12 protein-coding genes are annotated in these 15,336 nt (G+C 67.8%); 3 read left to right on the top strand and 9 right to left on the bottom strand.

All coding sequences use genetic code 11. The annotated features are described in order from the left end of the window. From FFS20_RS06240 to FFS20_RS06280, 9 genes are all read right to left on the bottom strand, one after another. The coding region (locus FFS20_RS06240) for a transglycosylase domain-containing protein (RefSeq protein ID WP_249356704.1) at positions 1-2,093 on the bottom strand (2,093 nt) is incomplete at its 3' end. Positions 2,094-2,148: 55 nt separating this feature from the next. Continuing rightward, a complete protein-coding gene (locus FFS20_RS06245; RefSeq protein WP_137825059.1) occupies positions 2,149-3,051 on the bottom strand; it encodes a metallophosphoesterase in 903 nt (300 codons plus the stop codon). Between the two features lie 10 nt (positions 3,052-3,061). Then, positions 3,062-3,976, bottom strand: a complete 915-nt coding sequence (locus tag FFS20_RS06250) for a metal ABC transporter permease (protein ID WP_137825060.1) — start codon at positions 3,974-3,976, stop codon at positions 3,062-3,064. Next, positions 3,973-4,938, bottom strand: coding sequence for an ABC transporter ATP-binding protein (locus FFS20_RS06255; protein WP_249356705.1), 966 nt, complete (start codon positions 4,936-4,938; stop codon positions 3,973-3,975). Before FFS20_RS06255 ends, FFS20_RS06250 begins: the two co-directional genes overlap by 4 nt. Further along, complete coding sequence (locus tag FFS20_RS06260) at positions 4,938-5,999, bottom strand: zinc ABC transporter substrate-binding protein (RefSeq protein WP_137825061.1); 1,062 nt, start codon at positions 5,997-5,999, stop codon at positions 4,938-4,940. Before FFS20_RS06260 ends, FFS20_RS06255 begins: the two co-directional genes overlap by 1 nt. Before the next feature lie 144 nt (positions 6,000-6,143). Then, the gene (locus FFS20_RS06265) at positions 6,144-7,196 is read right to left on the bottom strand and encodes an aspartate-semialdehyde dehydrogenase (RefSeq protein ID WP_137825062.1); all 1,053 of its coding nucleotides are present in this window, start codon (positions 7,194-7,196) and stop codon (positions 6,144-6,146) included. Next, the gene (locus FFS20_RS06270) at positions 7,193-8,512 is read right to left on the bottom strand and encodes an aspartate kinase (protein WP_137825063.1); all 1,320 of its coding nucleotides are present in this window, start codon (positions 8,510-8,512) and stop codon (positions 7,193-7,195) included. The genes FFS20_RS06265 and FFS20_RS06270 overlap by 4 nt, the downstream gene beginning before the upstream one ends. A gap of 403 nt (positions 8,513-8,915) precedes the next feature. Beyond that, complete coding sequence (gene recR / locus FFS20_RS06275) at positions 8,916-9,512, bottom strand: recombination mediator RecR (RefSeq protein WP_137825126.1); 597 nt, start codon at positions 9,510-9,512, stop codon at positions 8,916-8,918. Between the two features lie 5 nt (positions 9,513-9,517). Further along, positions 9,518-13,165 carry a DNA polymerase III subunit gamma and tau gene (locus FFS20_RS06280; protein WP_137825064.1) on the bottom strand — a complete coding sequence of 1,216 codons (3,648 nt, stop codon included), beginning with the start codon at positions 13,163-13,165 and terminating at the stop codon, positions 9,518-9,520. A 111-nt stretch (positions 13,166-13,276) separates the two neighbouring features. Between FFS20_RS06280 and FFS20_RS06285 the strand changes: the two genes are divergently transcribed. From FFS20_RS06285 to FFS20_RS06295, 3 genes are all read left to right on the top strand, one after another. After that, on the top strand, positions 13,277-13,966 hold the full coding sequence (locus FFS20_RS06285; protein WP_137825065.1) for a DUF1707 domain-containing protein: 690 nt from the start codon (positions 13,277-13,279) through the stop codon (positions 13,964-13,966). Further along, positions 13,966-14,175, top strand: coding sequence for a hypothetical protein (locus FFS20_RS06290; protein WP_137825066.1), 210 nt, complete (start codon positions 13,966-13,968; stop codon positions 14,173-14,175). The genes FFS20_RS06285 and FFS20_RS06290 overlap by 1 nt, the downstream gene beginning before the upstream one ends. Before the next feature lie 83 nt (positions 14,176-14,258). Further along, positions 14,259-15,299 (top strand): GNAT family N-acetyltransferase, encoded by a 1,041-nt coding sequence (locus tag FFS20_RS06295; RefSeq protein WP_137825067.1) that lies wholly within the window; start codon positions 14,259-14,261, stop codon positions 15,297-15,299. Positions 15,300-15,336: the final 37 nt, after the last annotated feature.

Consider the following 15,336-nt stretch of genomic DNA (forward strand, 5'->3'; position numbering starts at 1 on the left):
TTCGTGTACTTCACGGCTTTGCTCATGTACGACTGCCAGGTCTTACCGGAGATCGTCGCACCGTAGATCTGGCCGCGGACCTTGCCCTTGCTGTTCTTGCGCCAGTCGCGGGTGCCGCTGGGGTCACCGGTCCACACGGCCGTCGACAGGGTCTTCGTGAAGCCGAGCAGCCAGGTGTGGCCGACCTCGAAGTTCGTCGTACCGGTCTTCGCGCCGGCGGGAACCCCGATGCCGAGGCTGCTCGTCGTACCGCCGTTGAATGTCTGCGACAGTGCATAGGCGACGCCGCGGGCGACGTCCTTGTCGAGCACCTGTTTGCAGCCCTCTCCGGGGACGTCCATGTTCTTGCCGTTGCGGTCCTTGATCTCGAGGATCGGCTTCGGGCCGCAGAACTCTCCGTCGTTGGCAAACGTCGCGAACGCGGCCGCCATCGCAATCGGCGTCGTCTCGGTCGTACCGAGGATCGACGAGGGCGAGAGCGCCTGGATGAATCCGGAGTCGTCTGCCTGATCGAGCGGTGCGCCGCTGCCGTAGCGGATGCCGAGATCCATCGCGGTGTTCATGATCTCGCACATGTTGAGCTGGTTGCCGATGGCGGCGTATCCGGTGTTGACGGACTTCTTGGTCGCCTCGAGCACGGTCATCGAGCCGTTGCCGCCGCCGTCACCGGCGTTGTTCGGATCCCAGTCGCCGCCCATCGCCGGACAGCCGCTGTACTTCCACGAGCTCGCCGGGAAGTTGCGCTTCGTCGCATTCACCGTCGCGTTGAGGCTCTTGCCCGACTTCAGCCAGGTCGCGAGCACGAACGGCTTCCACGTCGATCCGACTTGGAACCCACCACCGCCGTTGTGCTTCTTGTCGACGGTGTAGTTGATGCTCGTCTTGGTGTTCTTGTCCTTCTCCTCCACTTCCCCGACCGTGTACTCACGGTTCTCGGCCATGGCGATGACCTCGCCGGTGCCGGGTTCGACCGTCACCAGTGCATGGCCGGCACCCGAGGGGTCACCGACGGGGACGCGCTTCTTGACCTCTTTGTCCGCGATCTTCTGGATGTCGGGGTTGAGGCTCGTCGTGATCGTCAGACCGCCGCGCTGGAGGAGCGCCAGACGGTCCTCGACAGTCTCGCCGAAGGACTCGTCGTTCTTGATGACATTGGTGACGTAGTCACAGAAGAACTCCGCGTTGTTCTCAGCAGCGACACAGCCGTTCGGGGTCTCCTGGAGGTTGAGGTCGAGGCCGGTCTTGACCGCTTCGTCGTACTCCGCCTGCGTGATGTGACCGTACTTGAGCATCTGTCCGAGCACGACGTTGCGCCGTTCGAGCACAGCGTCGGGGAACCGCTGCGGGTTGAACGCCGACGGGTTCTGGACGATGCCGGCGAGCATCGCCGACTGCTGGATGTTGAGGTCCTTCGCGTCGATGCCCCAGTACCGGTAGGCCGCGGCCTGGACGCCGTAGACGTTGGGCGAACCCGAGTAGTTGTTGATGTTGAGGTAGCGGTTGAGGATCTCCTCTTTGCTGTACTTGTTCTCGACCGCCACGGCGAGTTTGGCCTCACGGAGCTTGCGTGCGTAGCCGGCGGTGCCCTCCGACTCCTTCGCGGCTGCGACGCCTTCCTCGTTCGACTCCGCGTTGGCGTTCTCCGCCAGCACGTTCTTCACGTACTGCTGAGTCAGCGTCGAACCGCCCTGCGTCGTCGAGGAGACCATGTTGTGCACGGCCGCGCGGGCGATGCCCTCGAGATCGATGCCGCCGTGGTCGAAGAACCGGTAGTCCTCCACGGAGATCGTCGCGTCCTGCATCGGCTGCGAGATCTCGTCGAGAGGCACCTCGACGCGGTTCTGCCAGTAGAAGTCGGCGATCTTCGAGCCGTCGGCGGCGAGCATCGTCGACTTCTCGCCGAGGTCGCGCTCCTCGAGGGTCGCGGGAAGGGCGTTGAAGATCTCGACCGCGCTGTTCGCGCTGGCGGTGGCGACACCGACTCCGGGAATGGCAAGACCGGCGGCTACGATTCCAGCCACCGCGCTCACCGCGACGAACTGGAGGAAGGCCGCCATCTTGGTCGGTTCAGCATTTGACTCAGGAGACACCATGAAACCAAGTTTAACCAACCGCAGATGAGCGCTCACTCAAAGAACGGTGAAAACCCTAGGGTCGGGGCACCAGGGTGAGCAGTGCGACTTCCGGTGGTGAGGCGAAACGCACCGGTGAGAACGGTGAGAACCCGAGACCGGCGGAGATCTCGACGGTTGCATCACGATATGGGAACACTCCGCGCGCCCGTGTCCGATCGAGGTCGCAGTTCGTCACCGGCGCGCCCCAGAACGGGACCCGGATCTGGCCGCCGTGGGTGTGTCCGGCCATGATGAGGTCGGCTCCCGCCGAGGCGAACGCTTCCAAGGTTCGGGAATAGGGGGCGTGCGTGACGCCGATCGTCAGCTCTGCGGCCGGATCGAAGCGGGGGAAGACCAGTTCGCCGTCGGCGTCGATGCGGATCCGGTCACGATCGATGTGGGCATCGCCGAGCCCCGCGAAGCCGATGCGGGTCCCCCGGATCTCCAGGACCGCCTCGGCGTTGTCGAGGAACACCCACCCGTGGTCCTCGAACCCGCGGACCAAGGACCTGACGTCGAGGTCGGGCTCGGTGCGGTGCTTGACCTCCGAGGGCGAGCGCAGGTACTTCGCGGGATTCTTCGCCTGCGGGGAGAAGAAGTCGTTGGATCCGAGGACGAAGACGCCGGGCACGTCGAGCAGGCCGTCGAAGACGTCGAGGACGGTCGGCACGATGTCGGCGGAGAGGTTGTCTCCGGTGTTGACGACGAGGTCGGGCTCGAGTCTCGTCAGACCCGCCACCCACGCGGCCCGATGCCTCTGCCACGAGGTGAGGTGGAGGTCGGCGACGTGGAGGATGCGGATCGGCTCGGCACCGGCCGGCAGGAGCGGCAGGGTGTGGCGGCGGACGGTGAAGAGGTGGGGTTCGATGCCCGCTCCCCAGATGCCGGCGGCCGCGGGGACGGCGAGGGCGCCGGCGACAAGTGCGCGTTTCTTCATTCGCCCCAGTCTAGGCGCTCGCCGCGGGCTCAGCCGACGGCTGACCCCGTCCCGCCCGGGCGACCCGCCGGCGGTGCAGCGACGTGAGGCGCCGGTGGCCGATGACCCGGCAGACGAGGTAGATGAGGAAGGAGATCGTCGTGACGAACGGGCTGATCGGGACCACGGGTGAGCCGAGGGCGATGAGGATGCCGCCCACCGAGGCGGTGACCGCGAAGATCACACTGAGCACCGGGACCCACACCGGCGACGCCGAGACCTGGGTGGCCGCGGCGGCCGGGGTGATGAGGAGGGCGAGGACGAGGAGGACCCCGACGATCTGGACGCTCAGGGCCACGGCGAGCCCGAGGGTGAGCATGAAGACGATCGTGAGCACGGAGACGGGCACCCCCTTCGCCCGCGCGACCTCGGGGTCGAGGCTGGCGAAGAGGAGCGGGCGCCAGACGAATGCGAGGACGGCGAGGACGATGAGCGCACAGACGACGAGCGTGGTGATCTGGCCCGGGGTGATCGCGACGATCTGCCCGGTGAGCAGCCCGAACTTGCTCGCCGAGCGGCCGTCGTAGAGGGCGAGGAAGAGGATCGCCAGGCCGAGTCCGAAGGGCATGAGCACACCGATGATCGCGTTCTTCTCCGAGGCTCTGGCCCCGCCGACGCCGATGATGAGCGCCGCGAGGATCGACCCGACGATCGACCCGGTGACGACGTCGAAGCCGACGAGGAGGGCGAACGCAGCGCCGGCGAAGGAGAGCTCGGAGATCCCGTGGACGGCGAAGGGGATGTCACGGGCCATGACGAAGACGCTGATGAGGCCGCCGACGACGCCGAGGAGGCCGGCGGCGATGAGCGAATTGGCGAGGAGGGCGACGAGTTCGCCGTAGTCCTCGAAGGAGAACAGGCTGCCGACGATCTCGGTGACGGTCATCGGTGCGCTCCTCGGCTCGCGCCGGCACCCGTGTGCGCCGCAGCACCCGTGTCCACGGTCTCGCCACCGGCATGGTGGCCGGGGTGGACGTGGTGGTCGATGCACTCGTCTTCGCCGCCGACGACGATGAGGCGTCCGCCGACGCGGACGACCTCGACGGGTGAGCCGTAGAGCCGGGTGAGCGATTCGGTGGTCATCACCTCGGCGGGGGTGCCGATGAGGAAATGCCCGCCGACGATGTAGAGGACCCGGTCGACGTACGACAGGATCGGGTTGATCTCATGGGTGACGAAGAGGACGGCGGCATTGCGCGTCTCACGCTGTTCGTTGATGAGACCGGCGACGACCTGCTGATGGTGCATGTCGAGGGAGAGCAGGGGTTCGTCGCACAGAAGCACCGAGGGATTGCTCGCCAGCGCCTGTGCGACGCGCAGCCGCTGCAGCTCTCCCCCGGACAGCGTGCCCGCCGGGGCGTCGGCGTAGGCGGTCGCGCCGACGGCGGCGAGGAGTTCGTCGACGTGCTTCCGCCGCTTCCTCGATGGCCACCCCGGCCCCCAGCGGTAGCCGTCGATGCCCATCCGCACGATGTCGCGGCCGCGCATCGGGGTGTGCGGGTCGATCCCCCGCTGCTGCGGGATGTAGCCGATCGCCGGGTTGCCCGCGTGGATCGGCCGCCCGTCGATCTCCGCGCTGCCGTGGTGGAGCTGATGTTCGCCGAGGAGGACCTTGAGCAGCGTCGTCTTCCCCGTCCCGTTGGGGCCGAGGACGGCGAGGAACTCTCCCGGCGCGACCTCGAGGTTGAGGTCGTGCCAGAGCACCCGGTCGCCGAAGCGCAGCTCGGCATCGTGGAGTTCGATGACCGGTGCCTGCTTGACCTCCGCACCGTCCCCGCCGGCCGGAGGCGCGCCCGGTGCGGTGAAGATGCTCTGCGGCAGGGCAGCCGTGTTCGTCTCAGGGTTCATCAGTGATCGTGTCCTTCGAGTGCCTGGGAGATCCCGTCGATGCTCTCCCCGATCCAATCGGTGTACTGAACGCCTGCGGGCATCGTCTCGGCGAGGTCGACGACGGGGACGTCCGACGCTTCGGCTGTGGCCTTGAGCTGTTCGGCCTGCGGCCCCGCTGCCTGCGTGTTGTAGCCGAGGAGGACCGCTTCCCGCGAGGAGATCTGCGCCTCGGCGTCTTTGAGCACGAGCGGCGGCACATCGTTGCCCTCCTCGACGGCGGCGAGGAACTCCGGACTCGTGATGTTGACCAGTCCCATGTCGTCGAAGAGCCACAGCGGGACGGGTTCGGTCGTCGCGACCTTCTCGCCCCCGTGAGCGGTCCTGACCGCGTCGATCGTCGTCTCGAGACCGCCGAGCTGCTCCTTGTAGGACTCCGCGTTCGCGGCGATGTCGTCCTTGCTCTCCGGCAGGGCCTCACCGAGGTGGACGGCGACATCGTCGACGAGCCTGACCATCGTCGGCACCGAGTACCAGAGATGCTCATTGAACTCGCCGTGGTCGTGGCCCTCGTGGCCGGCCTCGGGGTCGCCTTCGTGGCTGTGGCCGTCGGCATCATGACCCTCTGCTTCGGTGTGCCCGGCGTGCTCGCCGCCCGCAGATCCATCCTCACCGTCACCGTGCGAGTGGGGTGCGCTGCCGACGTCCTCGGAGCCGGGCAGACCGGAGATCGCGACGACGTCGATGATCTCCGGTGTCGCGTCGGAGGCCTCGAGCATCGTCGTCATGAAGCTGTCGTAGCCGCCGCCGTTGATGACGACGAGGTCGGCCTTGGAGAGTCTGAGCCGATCCCTGGTCGTCGCCTCATAGGAATGCGGATCCTGGTTGGGGTCGTCGATGATCGCGGTCACGGTCGCCGCATCGCCGGCGACTTGGGAGACGATGTCGGCGTAGACGTTCGTCGAGGTGACGATCGAGAGTTCGCTCGATCCCGTGGCTGATCCGCCGCCGCACCCGGCGAGCAGCAGCCCGGTGGAGAGCAGGATCGCCCCGCTGCGGAGGGGAAGACGGGACAAGCGCATGGCGGGCCTTTCGGTTGCAGATGAGCGTTGCTGTCGCTCACACTACTCAGCCGAAGGGCCCGCCACTAATATAAATATTTATATATAGCAACCTGTTTATGCGTCAGCTCAGGTTGCCGCCAGCGCCCGCCGGGCGCTCTGCGCTCAGGCCGCCTGGGACGCGAGCTTCTCGGCGAGGAGCGCCGCGATCTGCACGGTGTTGAGCGCCGCGCCCTTGCGCAGGTTGTCGTTGGAGACGAAGAGCACGAGCCCTTTGCCCGCGGGCGCGGACTGGTCGGCGCGGATGCGCCCGACGTAGCTCGGGTCGTTCCCGGCCGCCTTGAGCGGGGTGGGCACCTCGTCGAGGACGACACCGGGGGCGCTGCTGAGGATCTCCGTCGCGCGTTCGGGGGTGATGTCCCCGTCGAACTCCGCGTGGATGCTCAGGCTGTGCCCGGTGAACACGGGAACGCGCACGCACGTGCCGGCGACGAGGAGGTCGGGAAGGTCGAGGATCTTCCGGCTCTCGTTGCGCAGCTTCTTCTCCTCGTCGGTCTCGAGCTCACCGTCGTCGACGATGCTGCCCGCCAGCGGCAGGACGTTGAAGGCGATGGGCTCGACGTAGTTGTTCGGCGCGGGAAGGTCGACGGCACTGCCGTCGCGGGTGAGCTTGCGGGCATCGGCGACGCCGGCTTCGAGCTGACCGGCGAGCTCCTCGACACCGCTGAGACCCGAACCGGACACCGCCTGGTAGGTCGCGACGATGAGGCGCTTGAGCCCCGCCTCGGTGTCGAGGGCCTTGAGCACGGGCATCGCGGCCATCGTCGTGCAGTTGGGGTTCGCGATGATCCCCTTGGGCACGGTATCGAGGGCGCCGGGGTTGACCTCGCTGACGACGAGGGGAACCTCGGGGTCCGACCGCCACGCCGAGGAGTTGTCGACGACGATGACCCCGGCCGCGGCGAAGCGCTCGGCCTGGGCCCGGGAGGTCGCTCCGCCGGCGGAGAACAGGGCGATGTCAAGACCGGTCGGGTCCGCCTCGGCGGCGTCCTCGACGACGATCTCACGGCCCTGGAATTCGACGACCTTGCCGGCCGAACGCGCCGAGGCGAAGAGGCGCAGGGTGTCGATCTCGAACCCGGGATCATCGGCGAGGAGGTCGAGCATGACCCCGCCCACCTGGCCGGTTGCCCCGACCACTCCGATTGAAACGCTCATCGTCCTGTCCCTCCGTAGACCACTGCTTCGTCTTCGTCACTGTCGAGTCCGTACGCCGCGTGGGCGGCACGGACGGCGTCGTCGAGCAGGTCGGCCCTGGTGACGACGCTGATGCGGATCTCCGAGGTGGAGATCATGTCGATGTTGACCTGGGCGTCGCTGAGCGCCTCGAAGAGCGTCGCGGTCACGCCCGGGTGGGAGCGCATGCCGGCGCCGACGACGGAGAGCTTGCCGATCTGGTCGTCGTAGCGGACCTGGTCGAAGCCGATCTTCGCCTTGGCGGCATCGAGGGCCTCGATCGCCTTCGACCCGTCCGTCTTCGGCAGGGTGAAGGAGATGTCGGTCTTGCCGGGCTCCCGGGTGGAGATGTTCTGGACGATCATGTCGATGTCGATCTCCTGGCCGGCGATCGTCTTGAAGATCTCCGCCGCCTTGCCGGGGATGTCGGGCACACCGACGATCGTGACCTTGGCCTCCGAGCGATCGTGGGCGACACCGGAGATGATTGCCTGTTCCATGGTGGACTCCGTTTCTGATTCCGCTGCCTTCGCACTGCGTGCCGGCAGAAATGCTTCGGGGACGGGCGAGTCGGTGACCCAGGTGCCCTGTTTGCGGGAGAACGACGAGCGGACGTGGACGGGCACGTCGTAGCGGCGAGCGTATTCGACGCAGCGGAGCATGAGGACCTTGGCGCCCGAGGCGGCCATCTCCATCATCTCCTCGAACCCGATCTCGTCGATCTTGCGCGCTGTCGAGACGATGCGCGGGTCGGCGGTGAAGACGCCGTCGACGTCGGTGTAGATCTCGCAGACATCGGCGCCGAGCGCGGCTGCGAGTGCGACGGCGGTCGTGTCCGAGCCGCCGCGACCGAGTGTCGTGATGTTCTTCGCCGTCTGGCTCACTCCTTGGAAGCCCGCGACAATGGCGATGTTGCCGTCGTCGAGGGCGGAGCGGATGCGGCCGGGCGTGACGTCGATGATCCGCGCCTTGCCGAACTGCTCATCGGTGATGACTCCGGCCTGCGATCCGGTGAACGACTGCGCCTCGAAGCCGAGGTTCGCGATCGCCATCGCGAGCACGGCCATGGAGATCCGCTCACCGGCGGTGAGCAGCATGTCGAGCTCGCGGGCCGGCGGCAGCGGAGAGACCTGCTGGGCGAGGTCGATGAGGTCGTCCGTGCTGTCCCCCATCGCCGACACCACGACGACCACCTCGTGGCCGGCTTGTCGGTATTCGACGATGCGTTGGGCCACCCGCTTGACCGACTCGGCGTCGGCAACGGAGGACCCGCCAAACTTCTGGACGACAATGCTCACTGAAAGTCTCTTCCTGTTCGCGTATGCGGACTGCGCCGGTCGTTGCTGTCGCGGTGCCGATGCCCGCGATGATGCTCGTACGTGCAGGCGGCGTCGGCGAACCGGCGTCCCCACCATTGTAGGAGGTGGGTCCCACCGACAGCGGGGGTGCCCGTCATACAGACAGTCGTCTCAACTTTCGGGGTGACCGATTCCGCGGAGTCGGTGGCTTCTGGAGACGGGTGCCCGACGCTCTCGATCAAGCGCGAACGCACTTCTGGGGTGTTCCTCCGGCCGACAAGTGCTCGCCGGCTTGATCGAGGCATCGATCCGGTGGGTCAGTCCCCCGCCGAGGTGACGGTGAAGAGATCGCCGGGCTGGCAGTCGAGCGCGGTCTCGCGGACGTCGCCGCGGCGGGATCTGCTCAGTCGATCTCGCGGCGGCCGGAGAAGGCGCGGCCGAGGGTGACCTCGTCGGCGTACTCGAGGTCGCCGCCGACGGGAAGGCCGGAAGCCAAGCGGGTGACGGTGACGCCGAGGGTGCCGAGCAGACGCACAAGGTAGGTGGCCGTCGCCTCGCCCTCGAGGTTCGGGTCGGTGGCGATGACGACTTCGTCGACCTCACTGTCCTGAAGGCGGGGCATGAGCTCCTTGATCCGCAGGTTGTCGGGTCCGATGCCCGCCATCGGATCGATCGCTCCACCGAGGACGTGGTAGAGGCCACGGTACTCGCGCGTGCGCTCGATGGCGACGACGTCCTTGGGCTCTTCGACGACGCAGATCATCGTGCGGTCGCGGCGCGGATCCTGGCAGACCGTGCACTCGGCCTCCTCGGAGACGTTGCCGCAGATCTCACAGAAGCGCACACGCTTCTTCACCGCGCTCAGCGCCTGAGCGAGCGCGTTCACATCGCCGGAGTCGGCTTGGAGGATGTGGAACGCCAGCCGCTGGGCCGACTTGGGCCCGATGCCCGGGAGCTTGCCGAATTCCTCGACGAGGTCCTGGAGGGCACCTTCATACACTGCGCTCATACGTCTCTCTCATCGATGATCTCTCCGCCGAGGACCTTGGCGATCACCGAGACCCCGACCTGCGGGGCGTCGGAGATGTCGAGGTCCGTCTCCGGATCATACTCGTCCTCCATCGACCTGGAGGACGGGGGTTCCGGGGCGGTGTCGCGTTGCGGAGCGAAGCCGCCTGGCGACCCGCTGGTGGGCGCGCCGCCATCGCCGCGCGAATTCTGCGCGACCGCACCGCCGGTGTCCATGCCATGGCGTTCGGCGATCGCGGCGAAGCGGGATTTGAAGGGCTTCGCCGCAGCAGACGTTCCAGTCGCTCCTGTCGGGGCCGGCTCGGGAATCGAACTCGGTGCCGATTGGCCCGCGCTGCCCTGACCGCTGAAGTCGACATCGGGATCGGCGTACGCGCCGAGGTAGTCGAGGTCGTCGTCCTCGGGAGGAGGCACGACGACAGCCCCGACGTCGACGGCACCGCTGCCGGCACTCGTCGAGTCGACGTCCGCCGCTGCTGGACCCGACTGCTGCGGAGCATCGTGCCAGACGGGTTCTTCCCAGCGCGGTTGGACGTACTCCATCGGTTCGTCGCCCGACTCGTCGTCGGCAGACGTCGAGGCACCGATCCCTTGTCCGGTCCCTTGTCCGGACACGGCAGAGTGAGTCCAACCCGCGGTGCTGCTCTCATCGGCTCGCGAATCCGTCGCGGCGTTCGTCTCGACCTCTGACGACGCTGCTTCTCCGACAGCTGAGTCGCCGCCGTCCGGGGCGCCGGTACCGGTTCCCGTCGAGGACGGTCCGAAGAAGTCCTCATCGGACAGGTCTGGGACGACGATGTCGGAGTCGGCCGGGGCAATGTCGGTGTCGACGGGAGCGGCACCGGCGTCAGGGTCAGTCGGAGCGGAATCAGACTGATCGGACACGGAGTCGACGCTTCCGGTCGACCCGTCAGCGGAGGGTGCCGCGGGGGCCGAATCGGCGGCGTCCTCTGCCTCGGCAGAGTTCTCCGAGGCACCCGGTTGGGCCGGTGATTCCCCCTCCTCGTCGTCGGAGGACCAGGGGCCCTGCGGCGAGTCGCCGGTCTCCCAGAACTTCTCGTGGTCGACCTGGGGTTTGTCGACCTCACGGGTGCCGACGACGGCGGCGACCTCCTGCGGGCTCGGCCGCCGGAAGTCAGCGCTCGGCCCGCGATTGCCGCCGGTCGGATTCTGGCCCGGTCCGGACGGGTCATGTCCGCCCGAGCTGCCACCCTGGTTGCCGCCGATGCGTCCGACGTCGCCGATGTCGATGCGCGCCTCGATGCCGAGGACATCGTTGATCGCCATGGCGAGCTTCGCCGCGTGATCGCGCTGCTGGAACCCCTGAACCGAGCCAGCGTTGTTGAAGCCGAGGTAGACGACGCCGTCGGCGAACGACTGCGGGATCGCATTCGCGGCGATGATCGCGCGCGTCAGGCGGCTGCGCTTCTCCACCGCTGCGAGGATGCTCGGCCACGCACGACGGATCGCTTCGATCTCTCCGCCGATGCCGCCGGCTCCGGCACCTGATGCCGCCGGTGCCGAAGTCGCTGAGCTCTCGTCAGCGGCCGGGTCGGGACACTGGGCATCAGGGTGCGACGGACGATCGGCAGACGGCGACGTGGGCCGAGGATCGGACGAACGTTGCTCGCCGGCGTCGCCCTGTCGAGTGGACTCCGACGAATCAGAGCGCTGACCGTGGCCGGGACCCTGCGGACCCGGGTGTGCATGCATCGGCTGCGAGTCCTGCGGTCGCTGTCCAGCCGACTGCTGCGGTTGTCCCTGTCGCGGGTCCGCAGATCGCGAGTCGACAGGTCGCGAATCCGTGGGCCGAACGTCAGTAGGCCGCGCGTCGGCAGGCCCGCGCTCGGTCGGCCCATGCCCGGTCGGCCCATGTTCGGCAGGCCCATACTCGGACCGCCCGTGCTCAGACGGCTCATTCGGCCCGGGACGCGGTGAAACGCGATGATCCGCATCCGCCCGGCTGTCCGCCCCGGCACCGCTCGAGTTGCGAGCCTCTTCCGCTCCCGGAGCAGGACTCTCGGACGCGAAGCGTTCAGGAGCCGAGTTTCCGGCAGGACCAGAATTCCCGGCAGGAACCGAGTTCCCGGTAGGACCAGAGTTCCCGGCAGGGACCGACCCCGGTGCAGGACCGGACCCACCGCGAGGAGCGTAGTCCCCCGCCGGGGCGTCATTGAGCATCGATTCGGCCGCCGCAGCGATCGCAGTGAGCTCGTCGAAATCGTCAGGGGCGGAATCCGTGACCGATCCAGCGCCCTGCGCCGACCCGCCACCACCGGCGCCGGCCGGTGCACCACCCCGGCCGCCATCGACCGGCGCACCGCCCTGACCACCAGGACCGCTCTGGCCACCGCCGACCGGTGCACCAGCACCCTGACCGGCAGCCCCGGCACCCGGACCGACCGCCTCGGCGGGGATCTGCGGAACAGCTTGCGGCACCGCCCCACCCGACCCGGAGGCGGACATGCCGATCCGGCGCTCCATCCGCTCGACGCGGCTGAGCACAGCGTCGCGGCTGCGGGTGGTGGCGGGAAGAAGGATACGAGCGCAGATGAGTTCGAGCTGGAGCCGCGGCGAGGTCGCCCCCGACATCTCCGTCAGCCCCTGGTTGAGGATGTCCGCGGCACGGGAGAGCTCGGCCTGGCCGAACCCGCGCGCCTGCAGAGTGAGGCGCTCAAGACGGTCCGGGGGCACCTCGGGCAGGAACGCATGCGCGGCCTCAGGAGCGGCATGGATGACGATGAGATCGCGCATCCGCTCAAGCAGATCCTCGACGAACCGCCGCGGATCCTGCCCCGATTCGATGACGCGCTCGATCGCCCGGTAGACGCCCGCACCGTCACCGGCGGAGAACGCGTCGACGATGTCGCTGAGCAGGGAGTCCGGCGTGTAGCCGAGCAGCGCCACCGCCGTCGCATAGTCGACGCCGTTGGGCCCCGACCCCGCGATGAGCTGGTCGAGCACGGACAGGGTGTCACGCACCGACCCACCGCCGGCACGCACGACGAGCGGCAGCACGCCCTTGTCCACCTGGACGTTCTCCCGCGCGCAGAGCTCTTCGAGATAGTTCCCCAGCGCTTCGGGCGGCACGAGCCGGAACGGGTAGTGGTGGGTGCGCGACCGGATGGTCCCGATGACCTTCTCGGGTTCGGTCGTCGCGAAGATGAACTTGATGTGCGGCGGCGGCTCCTCGACGATCTTGAGCAGAGCGTTGAAGCCCTGTGAGGTCACCATGTGCGCCTCGTCGAGGATGAACACCTTGTACCGGTCGCGGGCCGGCGCGTAGATCGCGCGTTCGCGCAGGTCACGGGCATCATCGACGCCGTTGTGGCTGGCTGCGTCGATCTCGACGACATCGAGCGACCCGGGTCCGCCGTTGGCGAGGTCGCGGCAGCTCGGGCACTCACCGCACGGAGTCGGGGTCGGCCCCTTCTCACAGTTGAGACAGCGCGCGAGGATCCGCGCCGAGGTGGTCTTTCCGCAGCCGCGCGGCCCCGAGAACAGGTAGGCATGATTGATGCGACCGCGTTCGATCGCGGCCTTGAGCGGCTCGGTCACATGCTCCTGACCGATGACCTCGTCGAAGGTCTCTGGGCGGTAACGTCTGTACAGTGCGGTGGACACAGGACAAGCCTAATGCCACCCCCTGACACAGGACACGGCCGTCATCGTCGACCGGTCACCCGCCCCGGTCCCCGTTGTGACCCTGGCCCCATGTCGGGCACGATAGTGCGTATGACCGACGCCGTCTCCCCGCCCGAGGACTCCGATCCCGCCCGCACCTTCCGGATCGGGCACAAGGAGCGCGACGAGGCGATCGAGATGCTCCGCGAAGCCGCCGGGGACGGTCGGATCACCGTCGATGAGCTCGACGAGAGGATGGAACTCGTCCAGCGCGCGAAGTTCCCCATCGACCTCGATGAGGTCCTCTCCGACCTCACGACCCAGTTGCCCTCGGAGCGCTATCGCCCCCGCACCGAGGTGGCCCGCCGGACCCTGCCCTCCGCACCGGCCCGCCGGACCTCGCCGCATCAGCAGACCCGCGGCTGGGACCCGTCCGATCCGCTCGTCGTCAAGGCGACGTGGGAGTCCGAGCACCGCCGCGGCCGCTGGCAGGTCCCGCCCTACATCCGAGCCGAACCGTCGATGTCGAACATCGAACTCAACTTCCTCGAAGCCGACACGACACTGGAGGCGATCGACATCGAGGTCGTCGCCGGGATGGGCTCGCTCATCGTCGTCGTGCCCGAGGACTGGGCCGTCAACGTCGAGGACCTCTCGAAGTCGTGGGGTTCGGTCAAGACTCTCGTCGACGCGGTGCCCACCGGACGGGCCCCGACCGTCGTCGTCGGCGGGTCGATCGGGATGGGCAGCTTCCGCGCCCGGTACGCGAACTTCTTCGACCGCCGGCGATTGGCCAAGTGATGCCTCCGGGACTCGGCGCCATCATCTTCCTCACGATCGCCATCGTCATCGTCTTCAGCGTGGGCTTCTTCCTCGTCCACCGGGTGATGACGAAGCCGGGCATGCACATCGGCTCCCGCCTGCCCAAGGACGGTCACGACGGCGAGCAGCGCCCCGGAACGGGCCCCCAGCACCCAGGTCCCCAGCACCCGGGCCCGAGGAGTCGCTGACACGGCAAGGACATTTGCCCGAACACCCCATCTGACCGGGGATGACCCTTGCAATGGCACGCGTCACATGATGCACTCATTGCATGGCTGAGCTCATCGTGACCCGCCTCGACGCCGACGACGCCGACGGTCTCAGGCAGTGGCTGACGATCATGCGCGAGGGCTACACGGACGACCGGAGCGCCGTGTGGTGGCAGAGCGAGGAGTCGATGCTCCTCCAGTTCTCTCAGCCGCGCACCGACAGGACGGACATCGCCCTCACCGCCCGCCTCGGCGAGGAACTCATCGGCGGGGCGGAGATCACCCTTGTCGCCGACTCCCCCGCCCTTGTCGAACTCACCGTGCTCCCCGCTCACCGGCGCCAGGGTCACGGCACGACGATCGCCGATGCGGTCGATGAGATCCTCCGCGACTCCGCGGCGACGGTCGTCCAGACGGAGACCTACACCCCGGCCGGCATCGCCTTCGCCGAATCCCGCGGCATGCACGTCGGCAATGCCGAGCAGCGTCTGCTCCTCGACCTGCCCGCCTATCTCGACGCCGACGCCAACCGCTACAAGTCCCCCACGAGATCGACTCCCGACATCGGTCCCGCCGACCCCACCGAGGTCCACCCCGACCCCGACTGGTCGATCGTCTCGTGGATCGGCATGTGCCCCGAGGAGCTCGTCGAGGCGTGGGCGACCCTGCGCAAGCAGATGGACGAGGACGTCCCCCTCGGCGATCTCACCCGCACCGACCACCATGCCGACGTCGCCGCGATCCGCAGCCACGAGGAGCGGATGGACGAACAGGGCTGGGTCCTCGTCAGCTCGATGGCGGAGATGACCGGTGACGAGCCCCTGGCCGTCGGGTACACGGAGATCATGGTCTCGCGCCACGCCCCGGAGATCGCCGTCCAGGAGGACACCCTCGTCGACCGCGCGTACCGCGGCCGCGGCATCGGTCGGGCGCTGAAGATCGCGAACCTGCGCCAGCTCCACGACCTCCCGGAGGCCGCCGCGGTCCGCTGGCTGCAGACGTACACGGCCACGGACAATGAGGCGATGCTCGCGCTCAACGACGAGCTCGGTTTCGTCGTCGCCGACACGATGACCGCTCTCGAAAGCCCGGTTGTCGATTAGACTGAACCTGACCGCACCGGCTATCGAAGCGAAGCAG

The organism is Brevibacterium sp. 2SA (assembly GCF_005502845.1).
Lineage (GTDB): Bacteria > Actinomycetota > Actinomycetes > Actinomycetales > Brevibacteriaceae > Brevibacterium.

Excerpts from the sequence above, each read along its gene's own strand:
- FFS20_RS06245 (WP_137825059.1), bottom strand. The coding sequence starts at position 3,051 with ATGAAGAAACGCGCACTTGTCGCCGGCGCCCTCGCCGTCCCCGCGGCC.
- FFS20_RS06250 (WP_137825060.1), bottom strand. The coding sequence starts at position 3,976 with ATGACCGTCACCGAGATCGTCGGCAGCCTGTTCTCCTTCGAGGACTAC.
- FFS20_RS06255 (WP_249356705.1), bottom strand. The coding sequence starts at position 4,938 with ATGAACCCTGAGACGAACACGGCTGCCCTGCCGCAGAGCATCTTCACC.
- FFS20_RS06260 (WP_137825061.1), bottom strand. The coding sequence starts at position 5,999 with ATGCGCTTGTCCCGTCTTCCCCTCCGCAGCGGGGCGATCCTGCTCTCC.
- FFS20_RS06265 (WP_137825062.1), bottom strand. The coding sequence starts at position 7,196 with ATGAGCGTTTCAATCGGAGTGGTCGGGGCAACCGGCCAGGTGGGCGGG.
- FFS20_RS06285 (WP_137825065.1), top strand. The coding sequence starts at position 13,277 with ATGACCGACGCCGTCTCCCCGCCCGAGGACTCCGATCCCGCCCGCACC.
- FFS20_RS06290 (WP_137825066.1), top strand. The coding sequence starts at position 13,966 with ATGCCTCCGGGACTCGGCGCCATCATCTTCCTCACGATCGCCATCGTC.
- FFS20_RS06295 (WP_137825067.1), top strand. The coding sequence starts at position 14,259 with ATGGCTGAGCTCATCGTGACCCGCCTCGACGCCGACGACGCCGACGGT.